Annotated in this window: 23 protein-coding genes; 15 read left to right on the top strand and 8 right to left on the bottom strand. The window is 70.6% G+C overall.

Annotated features, from left to right (window positions below; translation table 11 throughout):
- Entirely contained in the window at nucleotides 1-132 is a 132-nt protein-coding gene (locus BLT21_RS15795) for a hypothetical protein (protein WP_256335927.1), read from the bottom strand.
- Nucleotides 133-275: 143 nt separating this feature from the next.
- Here BLT21_RS15795 and BLT21_RS05710 point away from each other — a divergent pair, with 143 nt between their 5' ends.
- On the top strand, nucleotides 276-857 hold the full coding sequence (locus tag BLT21_RS05710; RefSeq protein WP_091500308.1) for a hypothetical protein: 582 nt from the start codon (nucleotides 276-278) through the stop codon (nucleotides 855-857).
- Between the two features lie 6 nt (nucleotides 858-863).
- Here the strand turns inward: BLT21_RS05710 and BLT21_RS05705 are convergent, their stop codons facing one another.
- A complete protein-coding gene (locus BLT21_RS05705; RefSeq protein WP_091500305.1) occupies nucleotides 864-2,933 on the bottom strand; it encodes an NAD(+) synthase in 2,070 nt (689 codons plus the stop codon).
- A 70-nt stretch (nucleotides 2,934-3,003) separates the two neighbouring features.
- On the opposite strand from BLT21_RS05705, the gene BLT21_RS05700 reads away from it, so the two are divergent.
- Nucleotides 3,004-6,516 (top strand): TM0106 family RecB-like putative nuclease, encoded by a 3,513-nt coding sequence (locus tag BLT21_RS05700; protein ID WP_091500302.1) that lies wholly within the window; start codon nucleotides 3,004-3,006, stop codon nucleotides 6,514-6,516.
- 15 nt (nucleotides 6,517-6,531) lie between these two features.
- Here BLT21_RS05700 and upp read toward each other — a convergent pair whose 3' ends face one another.
- Nucleotides 6,532-7,167: a uracil phosphoribosyltransferase gene (gene upp, locus BLT21_RS05695; protein WP_091500299.1), complete on the bottom strand. Its 636-nt coding sequence runs from the start codon at nucleotides 7,165-7,167 to the stop codon at nucleotides 6,532-6,534.
- A gap of 86 nt (nucleotides 7,168-7,253) precedes the next feature.
- On the opposite strand from upp, the gene BLT21_RS05690 reads away from it, so the two are divergent.
- On the top strand, nucleotides 7,254-7,685 hold the full coding sequence (locus tag BLT21_RS05690) for a nucleoside deaminase (protein WP_091500714.1): 432 nt from the start codon (nucleotides 7,254-7,256) through the stop codon (nucleotides 7,683-7,685).
- A 15-nt stretch (nucleotides 7,686-7,700) separates the two neighbouring features.
- Here the strand turns inward: BLT21_RS05690 and BLT21_RS05685 are convergent, their stop codons facing one another.
- Nucleotides 7,701-8,819 carry an alpha/beta fold hydrolase gene (locus tag BLT21_RS05685; protein ID WP_091500296.1) on the bottom strand — a complete coding sequence of 373 codons (1,119 nt, stop codon included), beginning with the start codon at nucleotides 8,817-8,819 and terminating at the stop codon, nucleotides 7,701-7,703.
- 114 nt (nucleotides 8,820-8,933) lie between these two features.
- Here BLT21_RS05685 and proC point away from each other — a divergent pair, with 114 nt between their 5' ends.
- On the top strand, nucleotides 8,934-9,776 hold the full coding sequence (gene proC / locus BLT21_RS05680) for a pyrroline-5-carboxylate reductase (RefSeq protein WP_091500293.1): 843 nt from the start codon (nucleotides 8,934-8,936) through the stop codon (nucleotides 9,774-9,776).
- A 26-nt stretch (nucleotides 9,777-9,802) separates the two neighbouring features.
- On the opposite strand, the gene BLT21_RS05675 is transcribed toward proC, so the two are convergent.
- Nucleotides 9,803-10,474, bottom strand: a complete 672-nt coding sequence (locus tag BLT21_RS05675; RefSeq protein WP_091500290.1) for a potassium channel family protein — start codon at nucleotides 10,472-10,474, stop codon at nucleotides 9,803-9,805.
- Complete coding sequence (locus BLT21_RS05670; RefSeq protein WP_091500288.1) at nucleotides 10,467-11,909, bottom strand: TrkH family potassium uptake protein; 1,443 nt, start codon at nucleotides 11,907-11,909, stop codon at nucleotides 10,467-10,469. Before BLT21_RS05670 ends, BLT21_RS05675 begins: the two co-directional genes overlap by 8 nt.
- Nucleotides 11,910-12,008: 99 nt before the next feature.
- Here BLT21_RS05670 and BLT21_RS05665 point away from each other — a divergent pair, with 99 nt between their 5' ends.
- From BLT21_RS05665 to BLT21_RS05640, 6 genes are all read left to right on the top strand, one after another.
- A complete protein-coding gene (locus tag BLT21_RS05665; RefSeq protein ID WP_091500285.1) occupies nucleotides 12,009-12,416 on the top strand; it encodes an ArsR/SmtB family transcription factor in 408 nt (135 codons plus the stop codon).
- 100 nt (nucleotides 12,417-12,516) lie between these two features.
- Nucleotides 12,517-12,708 carry a helix-turn-helix domain-containing protein gene (locus BLT21_RS05660; RefSeq protein WP_091500713.1) on the top strand — a complete coding sequence of 64 codons (192 nt, stop codon included), beginning with the start codon at nucleotides 12,517-12,519 and terminating at the stop codon, nucleotides 12,706-12,708.
- Between the two features lie 83 nt (nucleotides 12,709-12,791).
- Nucleotides 12,792-12,890 carry a 30S ribosomal protein bS22 gene (locus BLT21_RS05655; RefSeq protein WP_003792170.1) on the top strand — a complete coding sequence of 33 codons (99 nt, stop codon included), beginning with the start codon at nucleotides 12,792-12,794 and terminating at the stop codon, nucleotides 12,888-12,890.
- Between the two features lie 118 nt (nucleotides 12,891-13,008).
- On the top strand, nucleotides 13,009-13,302 hold the full coding sequence (locus BLT21_RS05650) for a rhodanese-like domain-containing protein (RefSeq protein ID WP_091500283.1): 294 nt from the start codon (nucleotides 13,009-13,011) through the stop codon (nucleotides 13,300-13,302).
- A gap of 16 nt (nucleotides 13,303-13,318) precedes the next feature.
- Nucleotides 13,319-13,606, top strand: coding sequence for a glutaredoxin family protein (locus tag BLT21_RS05645; protein WP_091500280.1), 288 nt, complete (start codon nucleotides 13,319-13,321; stop codon nucleotides 13,604-13,606).
- Entirely contained in the window at nucleotides 13,603-13,905 is a 303-nt protein-coding gene (locus tag BLT21_RS05640) for a Dabb family protein (protein ID WP_091500277.1), read from the top strand. The genes BLT21_RS05645 and BLT21_RS05640 overlap by 4 nt, the downstream gene beginning before the upstream one ends.
- A 30-nt stretch (nucleotides 13,906-13,935) precedes the next feature.
- Here BLT21_RS05640 and BLT21_RS05635 read toward each other — a convergent pair whose 3' ends face one another.
- Together BLT21_RS05635 and aspS are read right to left on the bottom strand one after the other, a co-directional pair.
- Complete coding sequence (locus BLT21_RS05635) at nucleotides 13,936-15,117, bottom strand: mechanosensitive ion channel family protein (RefSeq protein ID WP_091500274.1); 1,182 nt, start codon at nucleotides 15,115-15,117, stop codon at nucleotides 13,936-13,938.
- 90 nt (nucleotides 15,118-15,207) lie between these two features.
- Nucleotides 15,208-16,548 carry an aspartate--tRNA(Asn) ligase gene (gene aspS / locus BLT21_RS05630; protein WP_091500271.1) on the bottom strand — a complete coding sequence of 447 codons (1,341 nt, stop codon included), beginning with the start codon at nucleotides 16,546-16,548 and terminating at the stop codon, nucleotides 15,208-15,210.
- Between the two features lie 99 nt (nucleotides 16,549-16,647).
- On the opposite strand from aspS, the gene BLT21_RS05625 reads away from it, so the two are divergent.
- Genes BLT21_RS05625 through BLT21_RS05605 form a run of 5 tightly spaced genes read left to right on the top strand, consistent with a single transcriptional unit; the run spans nucleotide 16,648 to nucleotide 21,281 of the window.
- A complete protein-coding gene (locus BLT21_RS05625) occupies nucleotides 16,648-17,367 on the top strand; it encodes a DedA family protein (RefSeq protein ID WP_091500268.1) in 720 nt (239 codons plus the stop codon).
- Between the two features lie 51 nt (nucleotides 17,368-17,418).
- Nucleotides 17,419-18,060 (top strand): histidine phosphatase family protein, encoded by a 642-nt coding sequence (locus tag BLT21_RS05620; protein ID WP_091500266.1) that lies wholly within the window; start codon nucleotides 17,419-17,421, stop codon nucleotides 18,058-18,060.
- On the top strand, nucleotides 18,060-18,668 hold the full coding sequence (locus BLT21_RS05615) for a TlpA family protein disulfide reductase (RefSeq protein WP_091500264.1): 609 nt from the start codon (nucleotides 18,060-18,062) through the stop codon (nucleotides 18,666-18,668). The genes BLT21_RS05620 and BLT21_RS05615 overlap by 1 nt, the downstream gene beginning before the upstream one ends.
- Complete coding sequence (locus BLT21_RS05610; protein ID WP_091500261.1) at nucleotides 18,665-19,525, top strand: cytochrome c biogenesis CcdA family protein; 861 nt, start codon at nucleotides 18,665-18,667, stop codon at nucleotides 19,523-19,525. The genes BLT21_RS05615 and BLT21_RS05610 overlap by 4 nt, the downstream gene beginning before the upstream one ends.
- Nucleotides 19,506-21,281 (top strand): cytochrome c biogenesis protein ResB, encoded by a 1,776-nt coding sequence (locus BLT21_RS05605; protein ID WP_091500259.1) that lies wholly within the window; start codon nucleotides 19,506-19,508, stop codon nucleotides 21,279-21,281. Before BLT21_RS05610 ends, BLT21_RS05605 begins: the two co-directional genes overlap by 20 nt.
- The last annotated feature ends 1 nt before the right edge of the window (nucleotide 21,282 follow it).

The following is a 21,282-nucleotide window of genomic DNA, read 5'->3' as shown; positions in this document are numbered from 1 at the left end:
TCAGGCACCGCCGCCGGCCAGGATGCCCAAGACCCCGGAGATCAGCAGGTACGCGCCGATGCCGCCGACCACCACCCAGATCGCGATGCGGGCCGAGGACGGACGCTTGTCGTCGCCGTTGTCGAGGCTCATCCCGCCAGCCTAGGCGAGGCGTGCGCGCGGCGCCGTGATCCCGGTCGCCGGGCGGGTTAAGCCCGGCGGTCCCCTCTGGTGCGGCGTGCGCCGCTCGCTAGACTCGGGCCGAGGTCAGACCATCGACAGGCGGGAGCGGCGGCATGCAGACGGTACTTCTCGACACACCGGCGGGCATCACCGCCCGTCTCGGCTGGGACCCCGCCATCACGGTGCACCAGCGCCGCCGGACGATCGCGCGCGAGGTCGTCGCTCAGGTGCTGCGCTGCGACGAGAAGGACATCCGCATCGAGCGCGAGGCGCCCCGCGGCTTCGGCTATCACACGCGCCTCGTCGCCTCGCGCGACGGGGTGGAGGTGCCGCTGGCGATCACCACGGCGAGCTTCCGCGCCGCGACCGTCGTCGCCGTGAGCGATCCCGGCTTGCCGATCGGCATCGACATCCGCGATGCGCATCCCGAGCCCGCCGACCTCGCTCGGATGCGGAAGCACTCGCGCCTGTTCTCGTCGGGCGACACGCTCGATCTCATCGACCACTGGGTGCACGTGCAGGCCGTCCTCGAGGCCGACGGGCGCGGAGTGCGGGTCGCTCCGGAACAGGTCCGTCTCGACCCGGGCCGTCACCGGGGATGGATCCCCGACCGCAACATGAAGTACAGCCTCGTCGACGTCTCGCGCGACGGCTGGCTGATCACGCTCGCCTACGGCACATTGCCCACCGTCTGAACGACGTCAGTCGACGAGGTCGGGGAGTGCCCGGCGCAGCTCGGCCAGCCAAGCCGCGGGGTTGCCGTCGGACGGCGCGCGCCAGTCACCGCGCGGCGACAGCGATCCGGCCGCGGCGACCTTGGGACCGTTCGGGATCGCGCTGCGCTTGAACTGCGCGAACCCGAAGAACCGCTTGATGAACACCTGCAGCCAGTGCGCGATCTCGGCGAGGTCGTACGCATAGCGGCTGTCGCGGGGGAACCCGGCGGGCCAGTCGCCGGCGTCGGCGTCCGACCATGCGTGCTGCGCGAGGAAGGCGATCTTCGAGGGGCGGAACCCGTACCGCAGCACGTGATGCAGCGCGAAGTCGTGCAGCGCGTAGGGCCCGATCGTCGATTCGGTCGACTGCACCTTGCCGTCCTCGCCCGCGGGGACGAGCTCGGGGCTGATCTCGGTGTCGAGCACCGACTGCAGCACGCGCACCGCCTCGTCGGTGAGATCGGTGCCCGTCCCCTCGCGGTGCGCGATGACCCACCGGATGAGGTGCTGCATGAGCGTCTTCGGTACGCCGACGTTCACCGCATAGTGGCTCATGTGGTCGCCGACCCCGTACGTGGCCCAGCCGAGCGCGAGCTCGGACAGGTCGGAGGTGCCGATGACGATGCCGTTCAGCCGGTTCGCGAGCCGGAAGAGGAAGTCGGTACGCACTCCCGCCTGCACGTTCTCGAACGTCACGTCGTAGACCGGCTCGCCCGACGCGTACGGGTGGCCGATGCCGCGGAGCAGCTCGTTCGCGGCGGGACGGATGTCGATGGTCTCGATCGTCGCGCCGATCGCCTCGGCGAGGGCGACCGCGTTCGATTTGGTGTGGTCGCTCGTCGCGAACCCGGGCATCGTGTACGCGAGGATGTCGCTGCGCGGGCGCCCCATCCGATCCATCGCCCGCGCCACCACGAGCAGCGCATGGGTGGAGTCCAGCCCGCCCGATACGCCGATGACCGGGCGAGGGCCGCCGATCGCGCGCATCCGCTGCTCGAGACCGGACACCTGGATGTTGAATGCCTCGTAGCAGTCCTGATCGAGGCGGGCCGGGTCGTCGGGGACGAACGGGAACCGATCGAGGGTGCGTCGCAGTCCGATGTCCTCGGCCGGGGGACGCAGGAACGTCTCGACGGTCAGGAAGTCGGTCCCGACGTCGCGCCGGTTGTCGTCGAAGGTGCCCTGCCGGTACCGGTCCTGGCGGAGACGATCGAGGTCTACGTCGGCGACGCTGCGCCGCGGTCCGTCGGGGAACCGCTCGGTCTCGGCGAGCAGCGAGCCCCCCTCGTAGATCATGGTCTGACCGTCCCACGACACGTCGTTGGTCGACTCGCCCAGACCAGCCGCCGCATACGCGTAGGCGGCGAGGCAGCGCAGCGACTGCGACTGCACGAGGGCGCGCCGATCGTCGGCACGTCCGATGGTGATGGGCGAGCCCGAGAGGTTCACAAGCACCGTCGCGCCGGCCAGGGCCGCCCGCGACGACGGAGGCACCGGAACCCACATGTCCTCGCACACCTCGGCGTGCAGGACGAGCCCGGGCACGTCGCGGACGTCGAACAGCAGGTTCGTCCCGAACACCGTCTCATGCTCGCCGATGCGGATGCTCTCGCCGTCCCACGCCTCGCCCGGCGCATACCAGCGGCGCTCGTAGAACTCGCGGTACGTCGGCAGGTAGGCCTTCGGCGCCACCCCCAGGATCTCGCCGCGGTGGATCACGACGGCGCAGTTGTACAGGCGGCTGCGATGCCGCAGCGGGGCGCCGACGACGAGCACGGGCATCAAATCGACGGATGCGGCGACGATGCGCTCGATCGCGGTGTCGACGGCATCGAGGACGACATCCTGCAGCACGAGGTCGTCGATCGCGTAGCCGGTGAGGCAGAGCTCGGGGAAGACCGCGACCGCCACCGCGTCGGCATCGCACGTGCGCGCTTCGGCGAGCACGGCGTCGGCGTTGGCCGCGGGGTCGGCGATCGCGACCGGCACGGTGCAGGCGGCGATCCGCGCGAAGCCGTGGGCGTACGCGCTGGCGAAGGGGAGCGGCTCGTTCACCCTCCCCAGTCTGGCATCGGCGTCGGCGGTGTCGCACCCCGCCGTTAGGGTCATTGAGCGGAAGGGGATCATGCGATACATCGAGGACGAAGGCCGGATCGTCTGGAGCGCGAGCGACCTGAAGGCGGCGGCCGAGTGCGAGTTCGCCTGGCTGCGCGCGATCGACGCCAAGCTCGGCCGTGTCGACGCGGTCGATGAGCCCGACGATCCCACGCTCGAGCGGGCGGGCCGTCTCGGCGACCGTCACGAGCAGCGCCAGCTCGAGACGTATCGAGCAGGGTTCGGCGACCGTGTCGTCGAGATCCCCGAGACCCGATCGTCGGACGCCGCGGGGCTGGCCCGGGCCGTGGCCCTCACGCGCGAGGCTCTCGCGTCCGACGCGCAGGTGATCTATCAGGCCGCGTTCGTCGACACCGACTTCGTCGGGTTCGCCGACTTCCTGCTGCGCGACGACGACGGTCGGTGGATCGTGCAGGACACCAAGCTCGCGCGACGCGCTCGAGTGACGGCCCTGATGCAGCTCGAGGCCTACGCGGTGCAGCTCGATCGCGCTGGAGCGCACGTGGCGGATCACGTCGAGCTGCTCCTCGGCGACGGCACGGTGTCGCGGCACGCCCGCGCCGACATCGCCCCCGTCTTCGTGCTCCGCCGCGAGCGCCTGCGCTCCCTCATCGCCGATCGCGACGTACCGGCCGCAGCGGCGGGCGCGGCCATCGCCTGGGGAGACGACCGCGGCGAGCTGCGGGTCGTCGCGTGCGGGCGATGCGCCACGTGCGACCTCGAGGTCGTCGCGGCGCGCGACCTCCTTCTCGTCGCGGGCATGCGACCCATCCAGCGCGAACGGCTGCGCGCGGCCGGCGTGACGACCATCGATGAGCTGACTGCAGCTCGCGAGGCCCCGTCGCGCATGTCGTGGGACACCTTCGCGGGCCTCCGCACGCAGGCCCGCCTCCAGCTCGAAAGCCCTGCCGGCGGCGTGGGGGTCGCCGGTCCGGACGGCTCAGCATCCGGCGCCGCCCCCGTGCCCACCTTCGAGGTGGTCTTCCCGAAGGCCCTCGCCGCACTGCCGCGGCCCGATCTCGGCGACCTGTTCTTCGACTTCGAAGGCGACCCGCTCTACACCGAGGGTGCCTCGGGGCAGTGGGGCATCGACTACCTCTTCGGGTGGGTCGATCTGAGCGAGCAGTACTCCGCGATCTGGGCGCACTCGTTCGATGAGGAGAAACGGGCGTTCGAGACGTTCCTGCGGGTCGTCGCCGCCCAGCGCGCGGCGCACCCGGGGATGCACATCTACCACTACGCCCCCTACGAGCCCACGCATCTGCTCGCGATGGCAGCGCGATACGGGGTCGGTGAGGCCGAGGTCGATCGTCTGCTCCGCGACGGCGTCTTCGTCGACCTCTATCCGGTCGTCCGCCGGGCCCTGCGCGTGGGATCGCGGTCGTACTCGATCAAGAAGCTCGAACCGCTGTACATGGGCGCCGACGTCCGCACGAGCGATGTCCAGAAGGGCGACGACTCGATCGTCCGCTACGTCGAGGCTCGAGCGCTCGCCGACGGCGGTGACGCGGACGCCGCCGCCGCGATCCTGGCCGACCTCGCGGACTACAACCGCTACGACTGCGTCTCGACGCGGCGCCTGCGCGACTGGCTCGTCGACCGGGCGCGCGAGGCTCAGCTGCGGCCGTCGGCCGACGTCGAGCCGGAGGAGCGGGCGTACGAGCCGTCCGTCCGAGCGGTCACGTTGACGCGCCTCGCCAACGCGCTGGCCGACGACGCGTCCGCCGGTGCCGACGATCCCGCCGCGACCGCCCTGCGCCTCGGAGCCGCGGCCATCGACTACTACCCCCGCGAGGCGAAGTCGTTCTGGGCCGCGCACTTCCTGCGCCTGCGAGAGCCGCTCTCGATCTGGGAGGACACCCGTGACGTCGTCGCGGTCTCCCACGACCGCAGCCGGATCATCGAGGACTGGCACCGACCCGAGGGGGCGCGCACCGACCGCCGGCTGATCGAGCTCCGCGGCGACGTCGCCCCGGGCACGCGGCTGAGCGTCGATTCCTCCCCGTTCGCGATCTATGAGGCGCCAGCGCCGTTCCCCGTCGAGCCTCGTCCGCGATTCATCCACGCCGACCGTCGGGTACGGGTGGTCGAGGTGCTCGACGACGGAGCGGTCGTCGAAGAGCTGGCGTCCGGCGCGTTCATGTGGTCGGAACTCCCCATCGCCCTGACGCCGTCAGCGCCGCCGCAGGCCGGCAGTCAACAGGCGGCCATCGAGGCCTGGGCCGACGGCGTCATCGCGGCGGCGCCCGCGTTGCCCGCCGACCCCGCCACCGACCTGCTGCTGCGCCGACCGCCGCGCACGGTGTCGGGCACGCTCGCCGGCGACGGCGAGGATGCGGTCGCCGACATCGCCCGCGCGATCGCCGACCTCGACCGCAGCTACCTCGCCGTACAGGGCCCCCCGGGAACCGGCAAGACCTATGTCGGGTCGCATGTCGTCGCTCGGCTCGTCCGTGAGCGCGGGTACCGCGTCGGCGTGGTCGCCCAATCGCACGCCGTCGTCGAGAACATGCTCGACCGCATCGCCGCGGCCGGAGTGCCGCGCGATCGGATCGCGAAGGCCGTGAAAGGCGACCCGACGGGGGAGGAGCCCTTCACGGTCATCCCGAAGAACGGCGTGGCCGAGTTCACGGCTGCGCACCCCGACGGGTACGTCATCGGAGGGACCGCATGGGATCTCACCCACGCCGGGCGCATCCCGCGCGGCAGTCTCGACCTTCTCGTCATCGACGAGGCCGGCCAGTTCTCGCTCGCCTCGACGATCGCGGTCTCGGTCGCGGCGTCCCGGCTGCTGCTGCTGGGCGACCCGCAACAGCTGCCCCAGGTCAGCCAGGGCACGCACCCCGAGCCCGTCGACACCTCGGCGCTGGGCTGGATCATGGCCGGCGCGCACGTCATCTCGGACGACCGCGGCTACTTCCTCGCCGAGACCCGGCGAATGAGGCCGGAGGTCGCAGAGCCGGTCTCGGTGCTGGCGTACGACGGCAGGCTCGCCGCCCACCCCTCGACCGCGGAACGCGAGCTCGACGGCGTCACTGCGGGCGTCGTGCCGGTGCCGGTCGCCCATCGGCGGAACGCCACCGCCTCGCCCGAAGAGGGCGAGGTCGTCGTGCGCCTCGTCTCCGACCTCCTCGGTCGCGCGTGGCTGCCCGACCCGGCGGCCGCGGCGCGTCCGCTGGGGCAGCGCGACATCATCGTGGTGACGCCTTACAACGCGCAGCAGGTCCTCGTCGAAGAGGCCCTCGCCGGGGCCGGCTTCGGCGACGTGCCGGTCGGCACGGTCGACCGCTTCCAGGGCCAGGAGGCGGCGGTGGCGATCGTGTCGCTCGCGGCATCCTCGGGTCGCGACGCCCCACGGGGGCTCGAGTTCCTGCTCCTGCAGAACCGTCTCAACGTCGCCGTCTCGCGCGCGCAGCACACGGCGTACATCGTCTACGGAACCGGCATCCTCGACGACCTTCCCCGCACGCCCGAGGGCGTCGCGCGGATGAGCGCGTTCGCCCGTCTCGTGCGGGCCGTCTGAGCTTCGCCGGAGGCGTCAGTCGACGGTGCCGTAGAGGCGGTCGCCGGCGTCGCCGAGACCCGGCACGATGTAGCCGCGCTCGTCGAGACGCTCGTCGAGCGACCCGAGGACGAGCGTGACGTCACGGTCGCCCACCTGCTTCTCGATCGCCGCGAGGCCCTCGGGTGCACCGAGGATGCAGATGGCCGTGACGTCCTGCGCCCCGCGGGCGAAGAGGAAGTCGATCGCGGCCCCGAGCGAGCCGCCCGTCGCGAGCATGGGATCGAGCACGAAGCACTGACGATCGCTGAGGTCGTCGGGAAGGCGCTCGGCGTACGTGGTCGGCTCGAAGGTGACCTCGTTGCGGGCCATGCCGAGGAAGCCCACCTCGGCGGTCGGGAGGAGCTTCGTCATGCCCTCGAGCATGCCGAGTCCGGCGCGCAGGATGGGCACGACGAGGGGACGCGGCCGCGCGATGGCGAGACCGGTCGTCCGCGTGACCGGGGTCTCGATCTCGACCTCGACGGTGCGCACGTTCCGGGTCGCCTCGTAGGCGAGCAATGTCACGAGCTCCTCGGTCAGCTGGCGGAACACCGGCGACGAGGTGTTCTTGTCGCGCAGCACCGAGAGCTTGTGGGTGATCAGGGGGTGGTCGGCGACGTGAACACGCATGTGATGATCCTACGCGGACGGCCCGTACCGCCTCGGCCTACGCTGGTGTCGTGACCCTCACGGCATCCGCTGGCGACATCCGCAGCATGACGCGAGCGCTCGAGCTCGCGGCGGCGGCCGCCGCCGCCGGTGAGATCCCCGTCGGAGCCCTCGTGACGGATGGCGCGGGCACTGTCCTCGGCGAGGGGCGGAATCTGCGCGAGGCGACCGGCGACCCGACGGCGCATGCCGAGGTCGTGGCGCTGCGCGCCGCCGCGGCCGCGACGGGGTCGTGGAACCTCACCGGGTGCACTCTGACGGTTACCCTCGAGCCGTGCATCATGTGCGCGGGTGCGATCCTGCAGGCGCACGTCTCACGCGTCGTGTTCGGGGCCTGGGACGAGAAGGCGGGTGCGGTCGGGTCGCAGTACGACCTCGTGCGCGACCGACGGTTGCCGGTGCGCGCCGAAGTGGTCGCGGGCGTCCGGTCCGAGCAGTCGATCGCTCTCCTCCGGGCGTTCTTCGCCGCGCAGCGCTGACCTCTCCGCGACGAGTCAGTCCCAGGAGCTGAGGATGATCGCCTCGGTCGGGGGAGCGGGCGAGAGCGGCGTGCCGAGGTAGCCGATCGTCGACAGGATGGCGGTGCGCACCTTGCCCGGCCGTTCGAGATGCACCGCGTGGCCGACGCCCTCGATGACGACCTCCGTCACCTGCCCCCCAGCTTCGCGGTACCGATCCAGCACCGCGCGGGTCTGCGCGACCATCTGCTGCGCGGGGGCGGCCTCGACGCCCGGCCACCCCGGGAGCGCACCGATCTCACCGAGATGAGCGGCATCGGCGAACGAACCGTCGGCCACGATCACGTCCGCCTCGCCCCGCACCCACAGGATGGGCGGCGCGTCGTATCCCGCCGCCAGTCCGACGATCGACGAGACGTCGAAGTTCGACGGTGCCAGCGCGTTCTGCACGCCCAGGCGCCCGGCCGCGAAGCCGGGCCAGTTCTCGCTCGCCACGCTGTCTCCGGGGTAGTTGCCCTCGGCCGTCGACGTCGTGAGCATGGCCTCGACCCAGGTGTCCTCGTTCTCGGACTCGTAGTCGGGCGAGACGAAGGTCTGGCGGAAGACCGATCGTGCCGTCCCCTCGCCGTCGCCGGCGTCACGGGCGGTGATGCTCTCGATCACGGCGCGGCTGACGGCGCCGCCGCCGCATCCGGCATCGTCGGCGGTCAGCCGCGAGCCGTCGAGGCGCGTGCCGCCGAAGCCATAGGGCGAGATGGGCGAGAGCAGGCTCAGCGAGAGGGCGCCGTGGTCGAGGGCGTACTGCATCGCGACGGCAGCACCGAGCCCCCATCCCACGATGTGGACGACGTCGAGGTCGAGCTCGGCGAGCGTCGCCCGGACGTCGTCGGCGAAGTCGCGCACCCCGCGCGTCGCATCGACGGGCAGGTGCTCGGTTGCGCCGAAGCCGCGCAGGTCGATCGCGATCGGGCGCACGTCGCCCGGCAGATCCTCGATGATCTCCTGCCAGAACAGGCTCGATCCAGGGGCTGCGTGCAGCAGCACGATGGTCCGCTCGGCCGGTGTCGCGGGGTCGTCGACGGGGCGTTCGAGAATGTTCACCGCCAGGCGCGACGTCTCGATGATGCGTGGCGTGATGCCGTCGAAGAGGGGCATGGCGGGATCCTTCGCTCTGCTCTGCGCGGCGAGCGCCTCCGCGCCCGCGGACGCTTCGACTCTACCTCGCGGCTGTTCCCTCCGCTGGGAAACGGCCGGACTTAAGATGGCGGCATGTCCGACGCCGTCACGCTTCCCCCGATCGCCATCCTCGGAGCCGGCTCGATGGGCGGTGCGATCCTCTCGGGCCTCGTCGCGTCGGGCGCCGCGGCGGGTGGAGTCACCGTCACGAACCGCACCGCCGAGAAGGCCGCCTCTCTCGCCGAACTGCCGGGGGTCACGAGCCTCACGCTCGCCGACACGCCTTCGGGCAATACGGATGCCGCCGCCGTGGCCGACGTCGTCCTCATCGGAGTGAAGCCCGGGATGGTGACCGACCTGCTCCGCGAGATCGCGCCCGTGCTCCGCCCGGGGGCGGTGGTCGTCAGCCTCGCGGCGGGCGTCACCATCGCGACGTTCGCGGGCATCCTCGGCGACGACGTCGCGGTCGTCCGGTCGATGCCGAACACCCCGGCCGTCGTCGGCAAGGCCGTGACGGGGCTGGCGGCGGGGCCCGCGGCGTCCGCCGACGACCTCGCGACCGTACGCGCGCTGTTCGAGACGTGCGGCGCGGTCGTCGAAGTCGCCGAGGACCAGATCGACGCCCTCTCGACGATCTCGGGGTCGGGCCCCGCCTACGTCTTCCTTCTCATCGAGGAGCTCACCCGCGCGGCGATCGGCAAGGGTTTCAGCGACGCCGAGGCGCGCCTGATGGCCGAGCAGACCTTCATCGGGGCGGCCGCCCTGCTCGACGCCTCGGGCGAAGACCCGGCGGAGCTCCGCCGCCGCGTCACGAGCCCGAAGGGCACGACCGAACGGGCGGTCGCCGTGCTGCAGGAGGCGCGCCTCGACGACGTCTTCGCCCGCGCGACCGACGCCGCCCTCGCCCGTGCCCGCGAGCTCGCCGCCGGCGCCTGACCGGCGCCGCCCGCGACGGTCACGCCTCAGCGGTCGAGGGAGGCGAAGCGCTCGATGTCGGAGTTCGTGCCCGAGACGATGATGAGGTCGTGGTTGGTCACGACGGTGTTGGCCTCGGCGTAGCGGAACGGCTTGCCGGGGCTCTTCACGCCCACGACAGTGACGTGGTACTTCGTACGGACACCGGATTCGTTGAGCCCGACGCCGCGGATGAACTTCGGCGGGTACATCTTCGCGAGCACGAAGTCGTCGTCGAAGCGGATGAAGTCGAGCATGCGCCCGCTGACGAGGTGCGCGACACGTTCGCCGGCTTCGCGCTCGGGGTAGACGACGTGGTTCGCGCCGACGCGGGCGAGGATCTTGCCGTGCGACTGCGAGACCGCCTTCGCCCAGATCTGCGGCACCTTCAGGTCGACGAGGTTCGCGGTGATGAGCACCGAGGCCTCGATCGAGGAGCCGACCGCGACGACGGCGACCTGGAAGTCCTGCGCGCCGATCTGCTTCAGCGCGTCGAGATTGCGGGCGTCGGCCTGCACCGCGTGGGTGACGCGTTCCGACCATTTCTGAACCAGCTCGAGGCTGTCGTCGATCGCGAGCACCTCGCGGTCGAGGCGGTCGAGCTCGCCGGCGCAGGCCGCGCCGAAGCGGCCCAGCCCGATGACGAGGACGGGCGCGTCTCCGCGGATCTGCTCAACCAACGATCGGCCTTTCGACGGGCAGGGCGTACAACTGCGAACGGGATGTCGCGGCCACGGCCGCAGCGAGAGTCACTGTACCAACGCGCCCCATGAACATCACGAGCGCCATGACGTAGACGGCGGGCTCGGGCAGCTCGGCGGTCAGACCCGTCGAGAGGCCGACGGTCGCGAAGCCCGAGATGACGTCGAAGAGCACCTCGTCGACCGGGGCCTTCGTGATCTGCGCGATCGTCACGGTGCCGATGGCGACGATGGTCGCGCTCCAGGCGACGACCGAGAGGGCGACGCGCTGGACGTCGCTCGGGATGCGGCGGCCGAACGCCTGCACCGAGGGGCGGCCCTTCGCCTCGGACCACACGGCGAGAGCCAGCACCGCGAGCGTTGTGACCTTGATGCCCCCGGCGGTGGAAGCGGAACCGCCCCCGACGAACATGAGCATGGAGCCGACGATGAGGGAGGACCCGTGCATCTCTCCCATGTCGATGATTGAGAATCCGCCGGAACGGGTCATGGCCGAGACGAAGAACGCCTGGAACGTCGTGTCCCACGCCTCCATCGAGCCGAAGGTGGCGGGGTTGTCGTATTCGAGGAGGAGGAAGATCGCCGCGCCGGCGAAGAACAGCACGATCGTCGTGATGATGGTCAGCTTGGCGTGGAGCGACCAGGCGCGCACGTGCCAGTGGTGGCGCCACAGCGTGAAGATCACGGGGAAGCCGATCGAGCCGAGGAACACCCCGGCCATGAGGACCGTCAGCATCACGTAATCCTGGGCGAACGGCTGCAGCCCCTCGGCGTTGGGTGAGAAGCCCGTGTTGGTGAACGCCATCGCGGCGTAGTAGGGCGCCTCCCACAGCGCCGTCAGCGGGTCGACGCCGCCGATGAGCAGCGAGGGGTAGAGGAGCACCGCGAGCCCCGCTTCGATGACGAGTGTCGACAGGGCGACGGTGCGCAGCAGCAGGCCGACCTCGCCGAGGCGGACGGCCTGGCCCTCGTTGACGGGCCCCCCGTGGGCGCGCATGGGGTTGCTGTCGCCGGCCGCGATGAGCTTGGCGCGCAGTCCGAGACGCTTGGAGATCACGAGCCCGAGGATCGACGCCAGCGTGAGCACGCCGAGGGCGCCGACGTTGACCCCGATGTAGATGAGCACGTGCCCGAAGGGCGACCAGTGCGTGGCCATGTCGACGGTCGCGAGGCCGGCGACGCAGATGGTCGACACGGCGGTGAAGAGTGCATCGGCGAAGGGGGTGGCCCGTCCCGATGCAGCCGCGGCGGGCAGCGAGAACAGCGTCGTGAAGACGAGGATGAGGGTCGAGAAGATCAGCACCGCGAAGCGCGACGGCGACGCGGTGGCCAGATCCCGTCCGGCATCCCACGCGCTGCGACCGAAGCCACCCAGGTGGTGGAGGGCGATCGCGCCGACGGACCGATCCGCCATGCGTGTGCCTCCCCACGATGCCGCTCTTGCTCACGGCGCCGCAGTAGGTCGGCGCCGATGTCATGGTACTCGGGCGCGCGCGGCGACTAACCTGATTGCATGGCGGACATCTTCGACGTGATCGCCGACGGTACCCGTCGGGACATCCTGCGTCTTCTCCTCGATCGCGACTCCGACCCGCGCTCGTCCGGGACGAGCGTCTCGCAGATCGTGAGTGAGCTCGGCGTGAGCCAGCCGACGATCTCGAAGCACCTGAAGGTGCTGCGCGAGGCGGAGCTCGTCACGGTGCGCGAAGAGGGTCAGCATCGCTACTACAGCCTCTCGCCGGAGCCTCTCGACGCCGTCGACGACTGGCTCGTGCCGTTCCTGACGGCCGAAGCGTACGACGACGAGCCCGCCGCGGCCCTGCCCGAGCAGGCCGTCGCCGCCGCAGAGCTGGTCGGCCGTGCCGCCGCATCCGCGAAGCACGCGGTCACGAGCGTCTTCGGCAAACGCGCCGCGCGGTGACCGTGGGGGTCGCGGGGGCGGTTCGCAACACCGGTCACACCGGTTTACACGCGTCACGCCCGACCCCTAGAGTGATCGCAGTCCGGGGAAAGGGATGACGATGGCCGAGCTGCCCGATGTGCGCTTCCTGACTGTCGCGGAGGTGGCCGAGATCATGCGGGTGTCGAAGATGACGGTGTATCGCCTCGTGCACTCGGGCGACCTGCCCGCCGTCCGCTTCGGTCGCAGCTACCGCGTGCTCGAGTCGGCGGTGCGCGAGGTCGTGCAACGGCCGATCGCCGACGTCGGCTAGACTGATCCGAGGCATTTTTCGCGAGGTGCCTGTTCCCGGACGCAGAAGAGATGCGTCCAGACCCTGACATAGTGAGGTTTTCCGTGGGTTCTGTCATCAAGAAGCGCCGCAAGCGCATGGCGAAGAAGAAGCACCGCAAGCTGCTTCGCAAGACTCGCCACCAGCGCCGCAACAAGAAGTAAGTCGCGGCGACGTCACTGAGCGCCCCGTTCGGCTTCGGCCGAGGGGCGCTTCGTGCTTTCCGGACGCGGATGCCCCGGCGGTCCGGCCGCGGCCTAGGCTGGTGGGGGAGGCACGAGTATGAACACCATCACGATCGACGAGCTCCGCGCGGGCCGCGACATCCCCCTCATCGACGTCCGTGAGGACCACGAGTTCGCCGCGGGCCGTGTGCCCGGTGCGATCAGCATCCCGATGTCGCAGCTCGGCGACCGCATCGGTGAGCTGCCCGACGGTGCATTCGATGTCATCTGCCAGGCCGGGGGGCGCTCGGCGCAGGTCGTCGCCGCCCTGGAGGCCCGCGGGTACGACGCCACGAACGTCGCCGGCGGCACCGGCGAGTGGGCGGATCGCGGCTTCGAGCTCGAGCGCTGAGGCTCGGCGTCCGACCATGACGACGCTCACACTCATCTCCAAGCCCGACTGCCACCTCTGCGACGTCGCGCGCGAGATCGTCGATGCTGTCGTCGCCGACCTGCCCGAAGGAAGCGGTGACGTCGAGGTCGTCGAGCGATCCATCCTCGACGACGCCACGCTCTACGAGCAGTGGTGGGAGAAGATCCCGGTCGTGCTCATCGACGACCGTCTGCACGCTCACTGGCGCCTGTCGGCGGAACGGCTGCGCACCGCCCTCACCGAAGCCCCCGACCGAAACACCCCGACCGAGGAGTCCGCATGACCATCCGCCACGTCGTCGCCTGGAAGCTCGCCGCCCAGGATGTCGAGACCCGCGCCGAGCACGCCGCCGAAGTCTCGCGCCGTATCCAGGGTCTCGTGGGCGTCGTCCCCTCGATCCGCGCACTGAGCATCGGGCCGAACACGGCCTATCCCGAGGTGAACGGCGATGTGGCCGTCGTCGCCGACTTCGACGACCTCGCCGGACTCGACGAGTACCAGGTGCACCCGGCCCACCAGGAGGTCGCGGCCTACGTCCGCAGCGTCGTGGCCGACCGCATCGCCGTCGACTTCGAGGTCTGAGCCGGGTCCGACCGCCACGGGCGCGCTCGATCAGTCGCGGCGCTCGTCGCCCTCGTCCGTCCGCACGATCGGGATGGCGTTGGTGAAGGTGCTCGCGCGCCGTTCGGCCTCGGCGCTCCCCGTGAACAGTCCGTCGTTGGTGGGGGTCGGATCGTGGGTGATGTGGCGCTCGGCGCTCGCGGCCGTCGCGTCGGACATGACGATGCGCTGCACCGGGACGGCCTGCGGCATCGTCCGCTGCACCCACGTGACCATGGCCTCGCGCACGAGGCAGCGCAGATCGAACAGGGTGGGTGCGTCCTTCGCCGTGACGAGGATGCGCACCCGCACGTAGCCGGCGACGGCATCCGTGACCTGCAGCACCGAGGCACGCCGGTCCCAGAGGCCGGTCTGCTCGAGGACGTCGTGCAGGTGGGTCCGCATGGCGGCGGGCGACACGTTCCAGTCGAGGTCCATCTCGACGGCGCCGAGCAGCTCCGAGCCGCGCCGCGTCCAGTTCTCGAACGGGGTCGTCGTGAAGTAGGTGCACGGCAGCACCAGGCGGCGGTCGTCCCACAGATCGAGCACGACGTAGCTGAGGGTGATCTCGCCGACGCGTCCCCATTCGCCGTCCGCGACGACGACGTCGTCGACGCGCAGCGCGTCGCTGAAGACGATCTGCAGGCCCGCGAAGACGTTCGCCAGCACCGACTGCGCGGCGAGACCGGCGACGACCGATGCGATGCCCGCCGATGCGAGCACGCTCGCGCCGACGGCGCGCACCGAGTCGAACGTCAGCAGCACCGCGCCGATGCCGATCACGATGATGATCGCGACCGCGAGACGGCGCACGACGAGCATCTGCGTGCGGATGCGGCGGGCCACGCGGTTGTCGGGAACGTCGATGCGGTACCGGCCCAGCGCGACGTCGGTGACGACGAGCACGAGAGAGGCGAGCAGCCACGCGCTCGCCGCGATGATGGCGATCGTCAGGATCTGGCCGATGACCGATCGCCACAGCTCATCGGGGAAGGCCGTCTGGACGGCCGCCCAGAGCGCGACGGCGATGAGGAGGGAACGGAAGGGCGCGCGGGAGCGCCGACTGAGCACCTCGGACCATCGCTGCCGTCTCGCCGCGATCCGCAGCGAGAGATGCGCGACGACGGCGACGACCGCCGCGACCCCGAGTCCCACCAGCACCGCGATGGCGAAATCCATCCACCCGTCCCACATACGCTTCGCTCCTGTCCGTCACGGAAGGAGCCACGATACGGGCGACGGGCGACTGACGCTGAGGACTTGCCGGGTGCGCGGGGTCGTGTGTTACGGAGCCAGGCGCGTCGGTCCGCGGAAGAGGTAGGTGACCTCGCGGATCGACGACTCGCCGAGCAGCAGCATCAGCACGCGGGCGAGGCCCATGCCGAAGCCGCCGTGCGGCGGGGCGCCGTAGCGGAAGAAGTCGAGGTAGAAGTCGAGGTGCTCGGGCTCGAGCCCCTTCTCCTTCGCCTGCTCGATCAGCACGTCGACGCGATGCTCGCGCTGTGCGCCGGTCGTGATCTCGACGCCGTTGAAGAGCAGGTCGTACGACTTCGTGAGCCCGGTCTCCTCGTCGCGCATGTGATAGAACGCGCGGATCTCGGGGTGGTAGTCGGTGATGAAGACGAACTGGTGCCCGGAGGTCTCGAGGACGTGTGCCGAGATCTGGCGCTCACCCTCGGGGTCGAGGTCTCCGTCCGTGCGCGGGATGTCGTAGCCGCGGGCCGCGACGATCTCCCGGGCCTCGGCGAGCGGGATGCGCGGGAACGGGGTCTGCGGAACCTGCACCTCGACACCGAAGAGCTCCGAGATCTCGGAGCCGTGCTTGTCCTTGACCGCCTGGAAGGCGAACTGCAGCAGCTCCTCCTGCATGACGGCGACGTCCTCGTGCGAGTCGATCCAGCTGATCTCGGCGTCGATCGAGGTGAACTCGGTCGCGTGGCGCGACGTGAACGACGGGTCGGCGCGGAAGACATCGCCGATCTCGAAGATCTTGCCGAACCCGGCCGACTGCGCCATCTGCTTGAAGAACTGGGGGCTCTGCGCGAGGTAGGCGGTCTTGTCCTCGAAGTAGGGAACCTCGAACAGCTCGGCGGCGGATTCCGACGCCGACGCCATGAGCTTGGGCGAGTGGATCTCGATGTAGTCGCGCTCGATCCAGTAGGTGCGCATCGCGTGCTCGAGCGTCGTCTGCACGCGGAAGATCAGGTTGTTGCGGCGCTGACGCAGGTCGAGGAAGCGCCAGTCCATGCGCTTGTCGAGGCCGGAGTCGGCGGCGATGGGGGTCTCGGGGAGGGCCGCCGCGGCGACGGAGAGGTCGCCGATCTTGATCTCGACGCCACCGAGCTTGACGCGCTCGTCGTGCTTGAGCTCACCCGTGACGGTGAGGAAGGTGCCGGTCGAGAGGTTCGAGATGAGGTCGGTCAGCGCGAGGGCCGCGGCATCCTGCTCGGTACCGTCCTCGGCGGGCCGCGTCGCCGGGTTGACCAGCTGCACGGCGCCGGTCTCATCGCGCAGGATGACGAACTGCACCTTCTTCTGATCGCGGACGGTCTCGACCCATCCGGACACCGACACGGGGCCGTCGGGGCGGGCCTGCAGCTGCTGGACGAGAACGCGTTCACTCACGAGGGGAGAGTCTACGCGTCCAGCCATCTCCGACGTTGCGGCCCTAGGCTGTGCGCGGGGCCCGCTCGGGCATCCGATCACCGAGCGCGAAGGCACCCGATGACCGAACTGACCCGCACCGCCCTCGCGTCCGGGGCGTCCGCCGAGGACGGCGGGTCGTGGCTGACGACCCTCGCCGACTGGACCGTATCGCTCATGGACACGATCGGTCCCGCGGGCGCGGCGATCGCGGTGGGGATGGACAATCTGTTCCCGCCGATCCCCAGCGAGGTCGTGCTGCCGATGGCCGGGCTCGCGGCGTCGCGCGGCTCGTTCACGCTCGCCGAGGCGATCCTGTGGACGACCTTCGGGTCGGTGTTCGGCGCGTACATCCTCTACTTCCTCGGGCGGTGGCTCGGTGCCGACCGGCTGCGCCGCATCGCCGACCGGATGCCGCTGGTCACCGGCGACGACGTGGTGAGGTCGGTCCAGTGGTTCGAGAAGCACGGGTCGATCGCCGTGTTCTTCGGGCGCATGGTCCCGCTCTTCCGCAGCCTCATCTCGATCCCCGCGGGGGTCGCGCGTATGCACTGGTGGAAGTTCGGGCTGCTGACGACAGCGGGCAGCCTCATCTGGAACTCCATCTTCGTGATGGCGGGCTTCCTGTTGGGCGAGAACTGGCACATCGTCGAGCAGTACGCCGAGATCTTCCAGACGATCGTCATCGTCGTCGTGGTGGCGCTGATCGTCTGGTTCGTGGTCTCGCGCGTGCGATCGGCACGGCGCGAACGGCGTTCCGGGGGAGCCGGTGCGCCGGAGCCCACGGTCGAGGGCCCGTGAGCGTCGCGCGCTCAGGGTCCGCATAGGAGTGGTCGCCGTAGACTGGAGACCGTGCCTGCAGCCCGTCTTCATCTCGTGCGCCACGGGGAGGTCCACAATCCCCGGCGCGTGCTCTACGGACGGCTGCCGCACTTCGGTCTGAGCGAGGACGGCCGGCGCATGGCCCGCTCGGCCGCCGAGCACGTCGCGTCGCTCGAACGCCCCGTGACGGCGCTCGTCTCGTCGCCCCTGCAGCGCACGCGCGAGTCTTCCGAGCCGTTCACCGAGCTGTTCGGCGTGCAGCCCGTCACCGACGAGCGGGTCATCGAGCCGCATAACGTCTTCGAGGGGCGCCGGATGCGCCAGGCCCTCGTCAACCCGTGGAACTGGCGGCATCTGCGCACGCCGGCGACCCCGAGCTGGGGTGAGCCCTACGTCGAGATCGTCGCGCGCATGGATGCCGCGATGCGCGAGCTGTGGCACGCCACGGAGTCTGGCGATGCCGTGATCGTCTCGCACCAGCTGCCCATCTGGATCACGCACCTCGCGATCGCGGGCGAGCCGCTGCGGCATGACCCGCGCCGCCGTCGCTGCGCACTGTCGAGCGTCACGAGCTTCGAGCTCGGCGACGGGGGAGACGACGCCGTCTGGCGCGAGGTCGCATACGCCGAGCCCGCATCCACCGCGGGCGCCGTCGATGTCGGAGCCGTCTGATGAAGCGCCGCCTGATGGCCGCCGCCCTCGCCCTCGGTCTGGTGGCGGGGCTCGCCGCCTGCACGAGCCCCAACGACGATCTCGCGGGCCAGTACCGCGACGGCGACAACAAGGGTTTCATCTCCGGTGACGGCACCGTCACCGAGATCCCCGAGTCGGAGCGGGGCGCGTCGCTGGAGTTCACCGGCACCGCCGTCGACGGCTCGACCATCTCGAGCGCCGACTACGTCGGCCAGCCGGTGGTCCTGAACTTCTGGTACGCCCAGTGCGGCCCGTGCCGGGCCGAGGCGCCGCTCCTCGAAGAGGTCTACACCGACACGCAGGCGGTGGGGGCCGACTTCCTCGGCATCAACATCTACGACGGCCCCGAGCAGGCGGGCTCGTTCGAGCAGACCTACGGCATCAGCTACCCCTCGCTGCTGATGCAGGGCGACGGCGACCTGAAGCTCGCGCTCGCCGCATCCGCCTCCGTGCAGGCGGCTCCCACGACGCTCGTGCTCGACACGGAGGGTCGCGTCGCCGCGCGCATCGTCGGACAGCTGCGCGATGCCGGCATCCTGCGCACCCTCGTCGAGGATGCCGCGAACGCCGGCGCGGGATCGTCGTGAACCCGGGCGAGATCGTCTTCGGCGGCGCGCTGTGGCTCGCGGTGCCGATCGCCGTCCTCGCGGGCCTCGTCTCGTTCCTCTCGCCGTGCGTGCTCCCGCTCGTCCCCGGCTACCTCGGCTTCCTCGGCAGCGCGGTCACGCCGCGCGAGCCCGCCGCCGCGCGCGACCGCTCTCGGGCGATCGCACGCACCTCGGAGGATGCGGGGGGAGCGGTCCGCGTCTCGGTCGACTCGCCGACGGCGACGACCACGGCCGCGCCGAGCGCGCCGGCAGGTCCCGGCCGCGGACGGCTGCTGCTGGGCGTCGGCCTCTTCATCGCCGGCTTCACCCTGGTCTTCCTCACCCTCGGTGTGTTCGCCGGGACGATCGGCCGGGTCTTCCTCGAGTACCAGGAGGTCATCACCCGCGTCCTCGGCGCCGTCGTGATCGTCCTCGGGCTCGTCTTCGTGGGTCTCTTCGGATTCGCGCAGCGCATCTACCGTCCGCAGCTGCGGCAGAACCTGGGCATCGCCGGCGCCCCGCTGCTCGGCATCGCGATGGGCATCGGCTGGGCGCCTTGCATCGGTCCCACCCTCGCCGCCATCCTCTCCATCGCCCTCAGCCAAGCCGATCCGACGCGTGCCGGCATCCTCGCCGTCGCGTACTCGCTCGGGCTCGGCATCCCGTTCGTCCTGCTGGCGCTCGGAGCGAGCTGGGCCACCCGCTCGGTCGCGTTCGTCCGCCGGCACATCCGCGTCGTGAACATCGCGGGCGGCGTGCTGCTCGTTCTCCTCGGTGTCCTGATGGTCACCGGCGTCTGGACCGCGATCATGTCCGTCTTCCAAGGAGTGGTGGCCGGTGTCCCGACCTTCCTCTGACCAGGCCGACCCCTCGGCGCCGCTGCGACCGGGAGACCATTCCGACGCACCCGACACCACGGGTCCGGACGCCGACCGTGCGATCGTCCAACCGCAGCTCGGCGTCGTGGGCTGGCTGCGATGGGGCTGGCGTCAGCTCACCAGCATGCGCACGGCGCTCGTGCTGCTGCTCCTGCTCGCGATCGCCGCGATCCCGGGCTCTATCGTGCCGCAGCGCGGGGCCGACCCGAACGGCGTGACGCAGTGGCGGGCCGACAACCCCGACCTCTACCCCGTGCTCGACGCGCTGCAGATGTTCGACGTCTACACCTCGGTGTGGTTCTCGGCGATCTACATCCTCCTGTTCGTCTCGCTCATCGGCTGCGTCATCCCGCGGACGAAGCACCACTGGCAGGCGCTGAAGTCGCGCCCGCCCCGCACGCCCGCGCGGTTGTCGCGGCTCGCCGACCATCGGTCCGTCGGCGTGGCGCTCGCCGAAGACGAGGATGCCGCGGCTGCGGCCGCGACCGCCGTCGACGAGGCCCAGCGCCAGCTGCGCAAGTCCGGCTACCGGGTCGAGCGGTACGACACGGGCGGAACGGCGTCGGTCTCGGCCGAGCGCGGCTACCTGCGCGAGACGGGCAACCTCGTCTTCCACGGCGCGCTCGTCGGGGTGCTGCTCTCGGTCGGCATCGGCGGCGGCATGACCTACACGGGCCAGACCGTCATCGTCGAAGGCGACACCTTCGTCAACTCGCTCGGCCTCGGATACACCTCGTTCAACCCGGGACGTTTCGTCGACACCGACGAGATGCCGCCGTACTCGCTGACCCTCGACAAGTTCGACGTCTCGTACGGCGCATTCACCGGCGAGGCCGGCCACGGGATGGCGGGCGACTTCCTCGCCCACCTCACCGTCGCGGAGCCGGGCCAGGAATCGCGTAACGGCGAGGTGCGGGTCAACCATCCCTACGAGATCGAGGGCGACCGCATCTATCTGATGGGCAACGGCTACGCGCCGACCATCACGGTGCGCGACGCGAGCGGCGGCGTGGTCTTCAGCGAGGACGTGCCGTTCCTGCCGCAGGACAACAACATGACCTCGCAGGGCGTCGTGAAGATCGCCGACGGTATGCCGGATCAGCTCGGGCTCGTCGGATTCTTCTATCCGACCGCTGCGACCCTCAACACGGGTGCGATCGGCTCGGCCTACGGCGACCTGACGAACCCGCTCGTGACGTTCTGGGTGTACGAGGGCGACCTCGGCATCGACGACGGCACGCCCCGTTCGGTCTACACGCTCGACCCGACCGGTATGGAGCAGATCGCCGGCGGCGACTCCGGCCTCGCCTCGCTCGAACTCGAGCCCGGTCAGACCGTCGACCTCCCGAACGGCCTCGGCACCGTGACCTTCGAGGATCAGCGAGCCGCGGGAGCCGACGAGTCCGTCAAGCGCTACGTCTCGCTGTCGATCCACCGCGACATCGGCGCGCCGTTCGTGCTCGTGTTCGCGATCCTCGCGACCCTCGGGCTGCTCGCGGGACTGTTCGTGCCGCGCCGGCGGCTGTGGGTCAAGGCGACCCCCGTCGACGGCGCGCTGCGCCTCGAGTACGCCGGCCTCGCCCGCGGTGAGGACCCGGCCATCGCGCAGGCGGTCTCCGACATCTCGCGCACCCACCTCGCCGCCCTCGGCCGCGACGAGGTCGACCTGCCCCCGGAGGTCGAACGCCCCCGCCGAGCCCGCCCCGCCCGCGTGCACACGCCCGACGTAGACTGAG

Origin of the sequence: Microbacterium sp. cf332 (assembly GCF_900102175.1) — a bacterium.
GTDB lineage: Bacteria > Actinomycetota > Actinomycetes > Actinomycetales > Microbacteriaceae > Microbacterium.
This window is presented reverse-complemented; position numbering and strand designations above follow the sequence as displayed.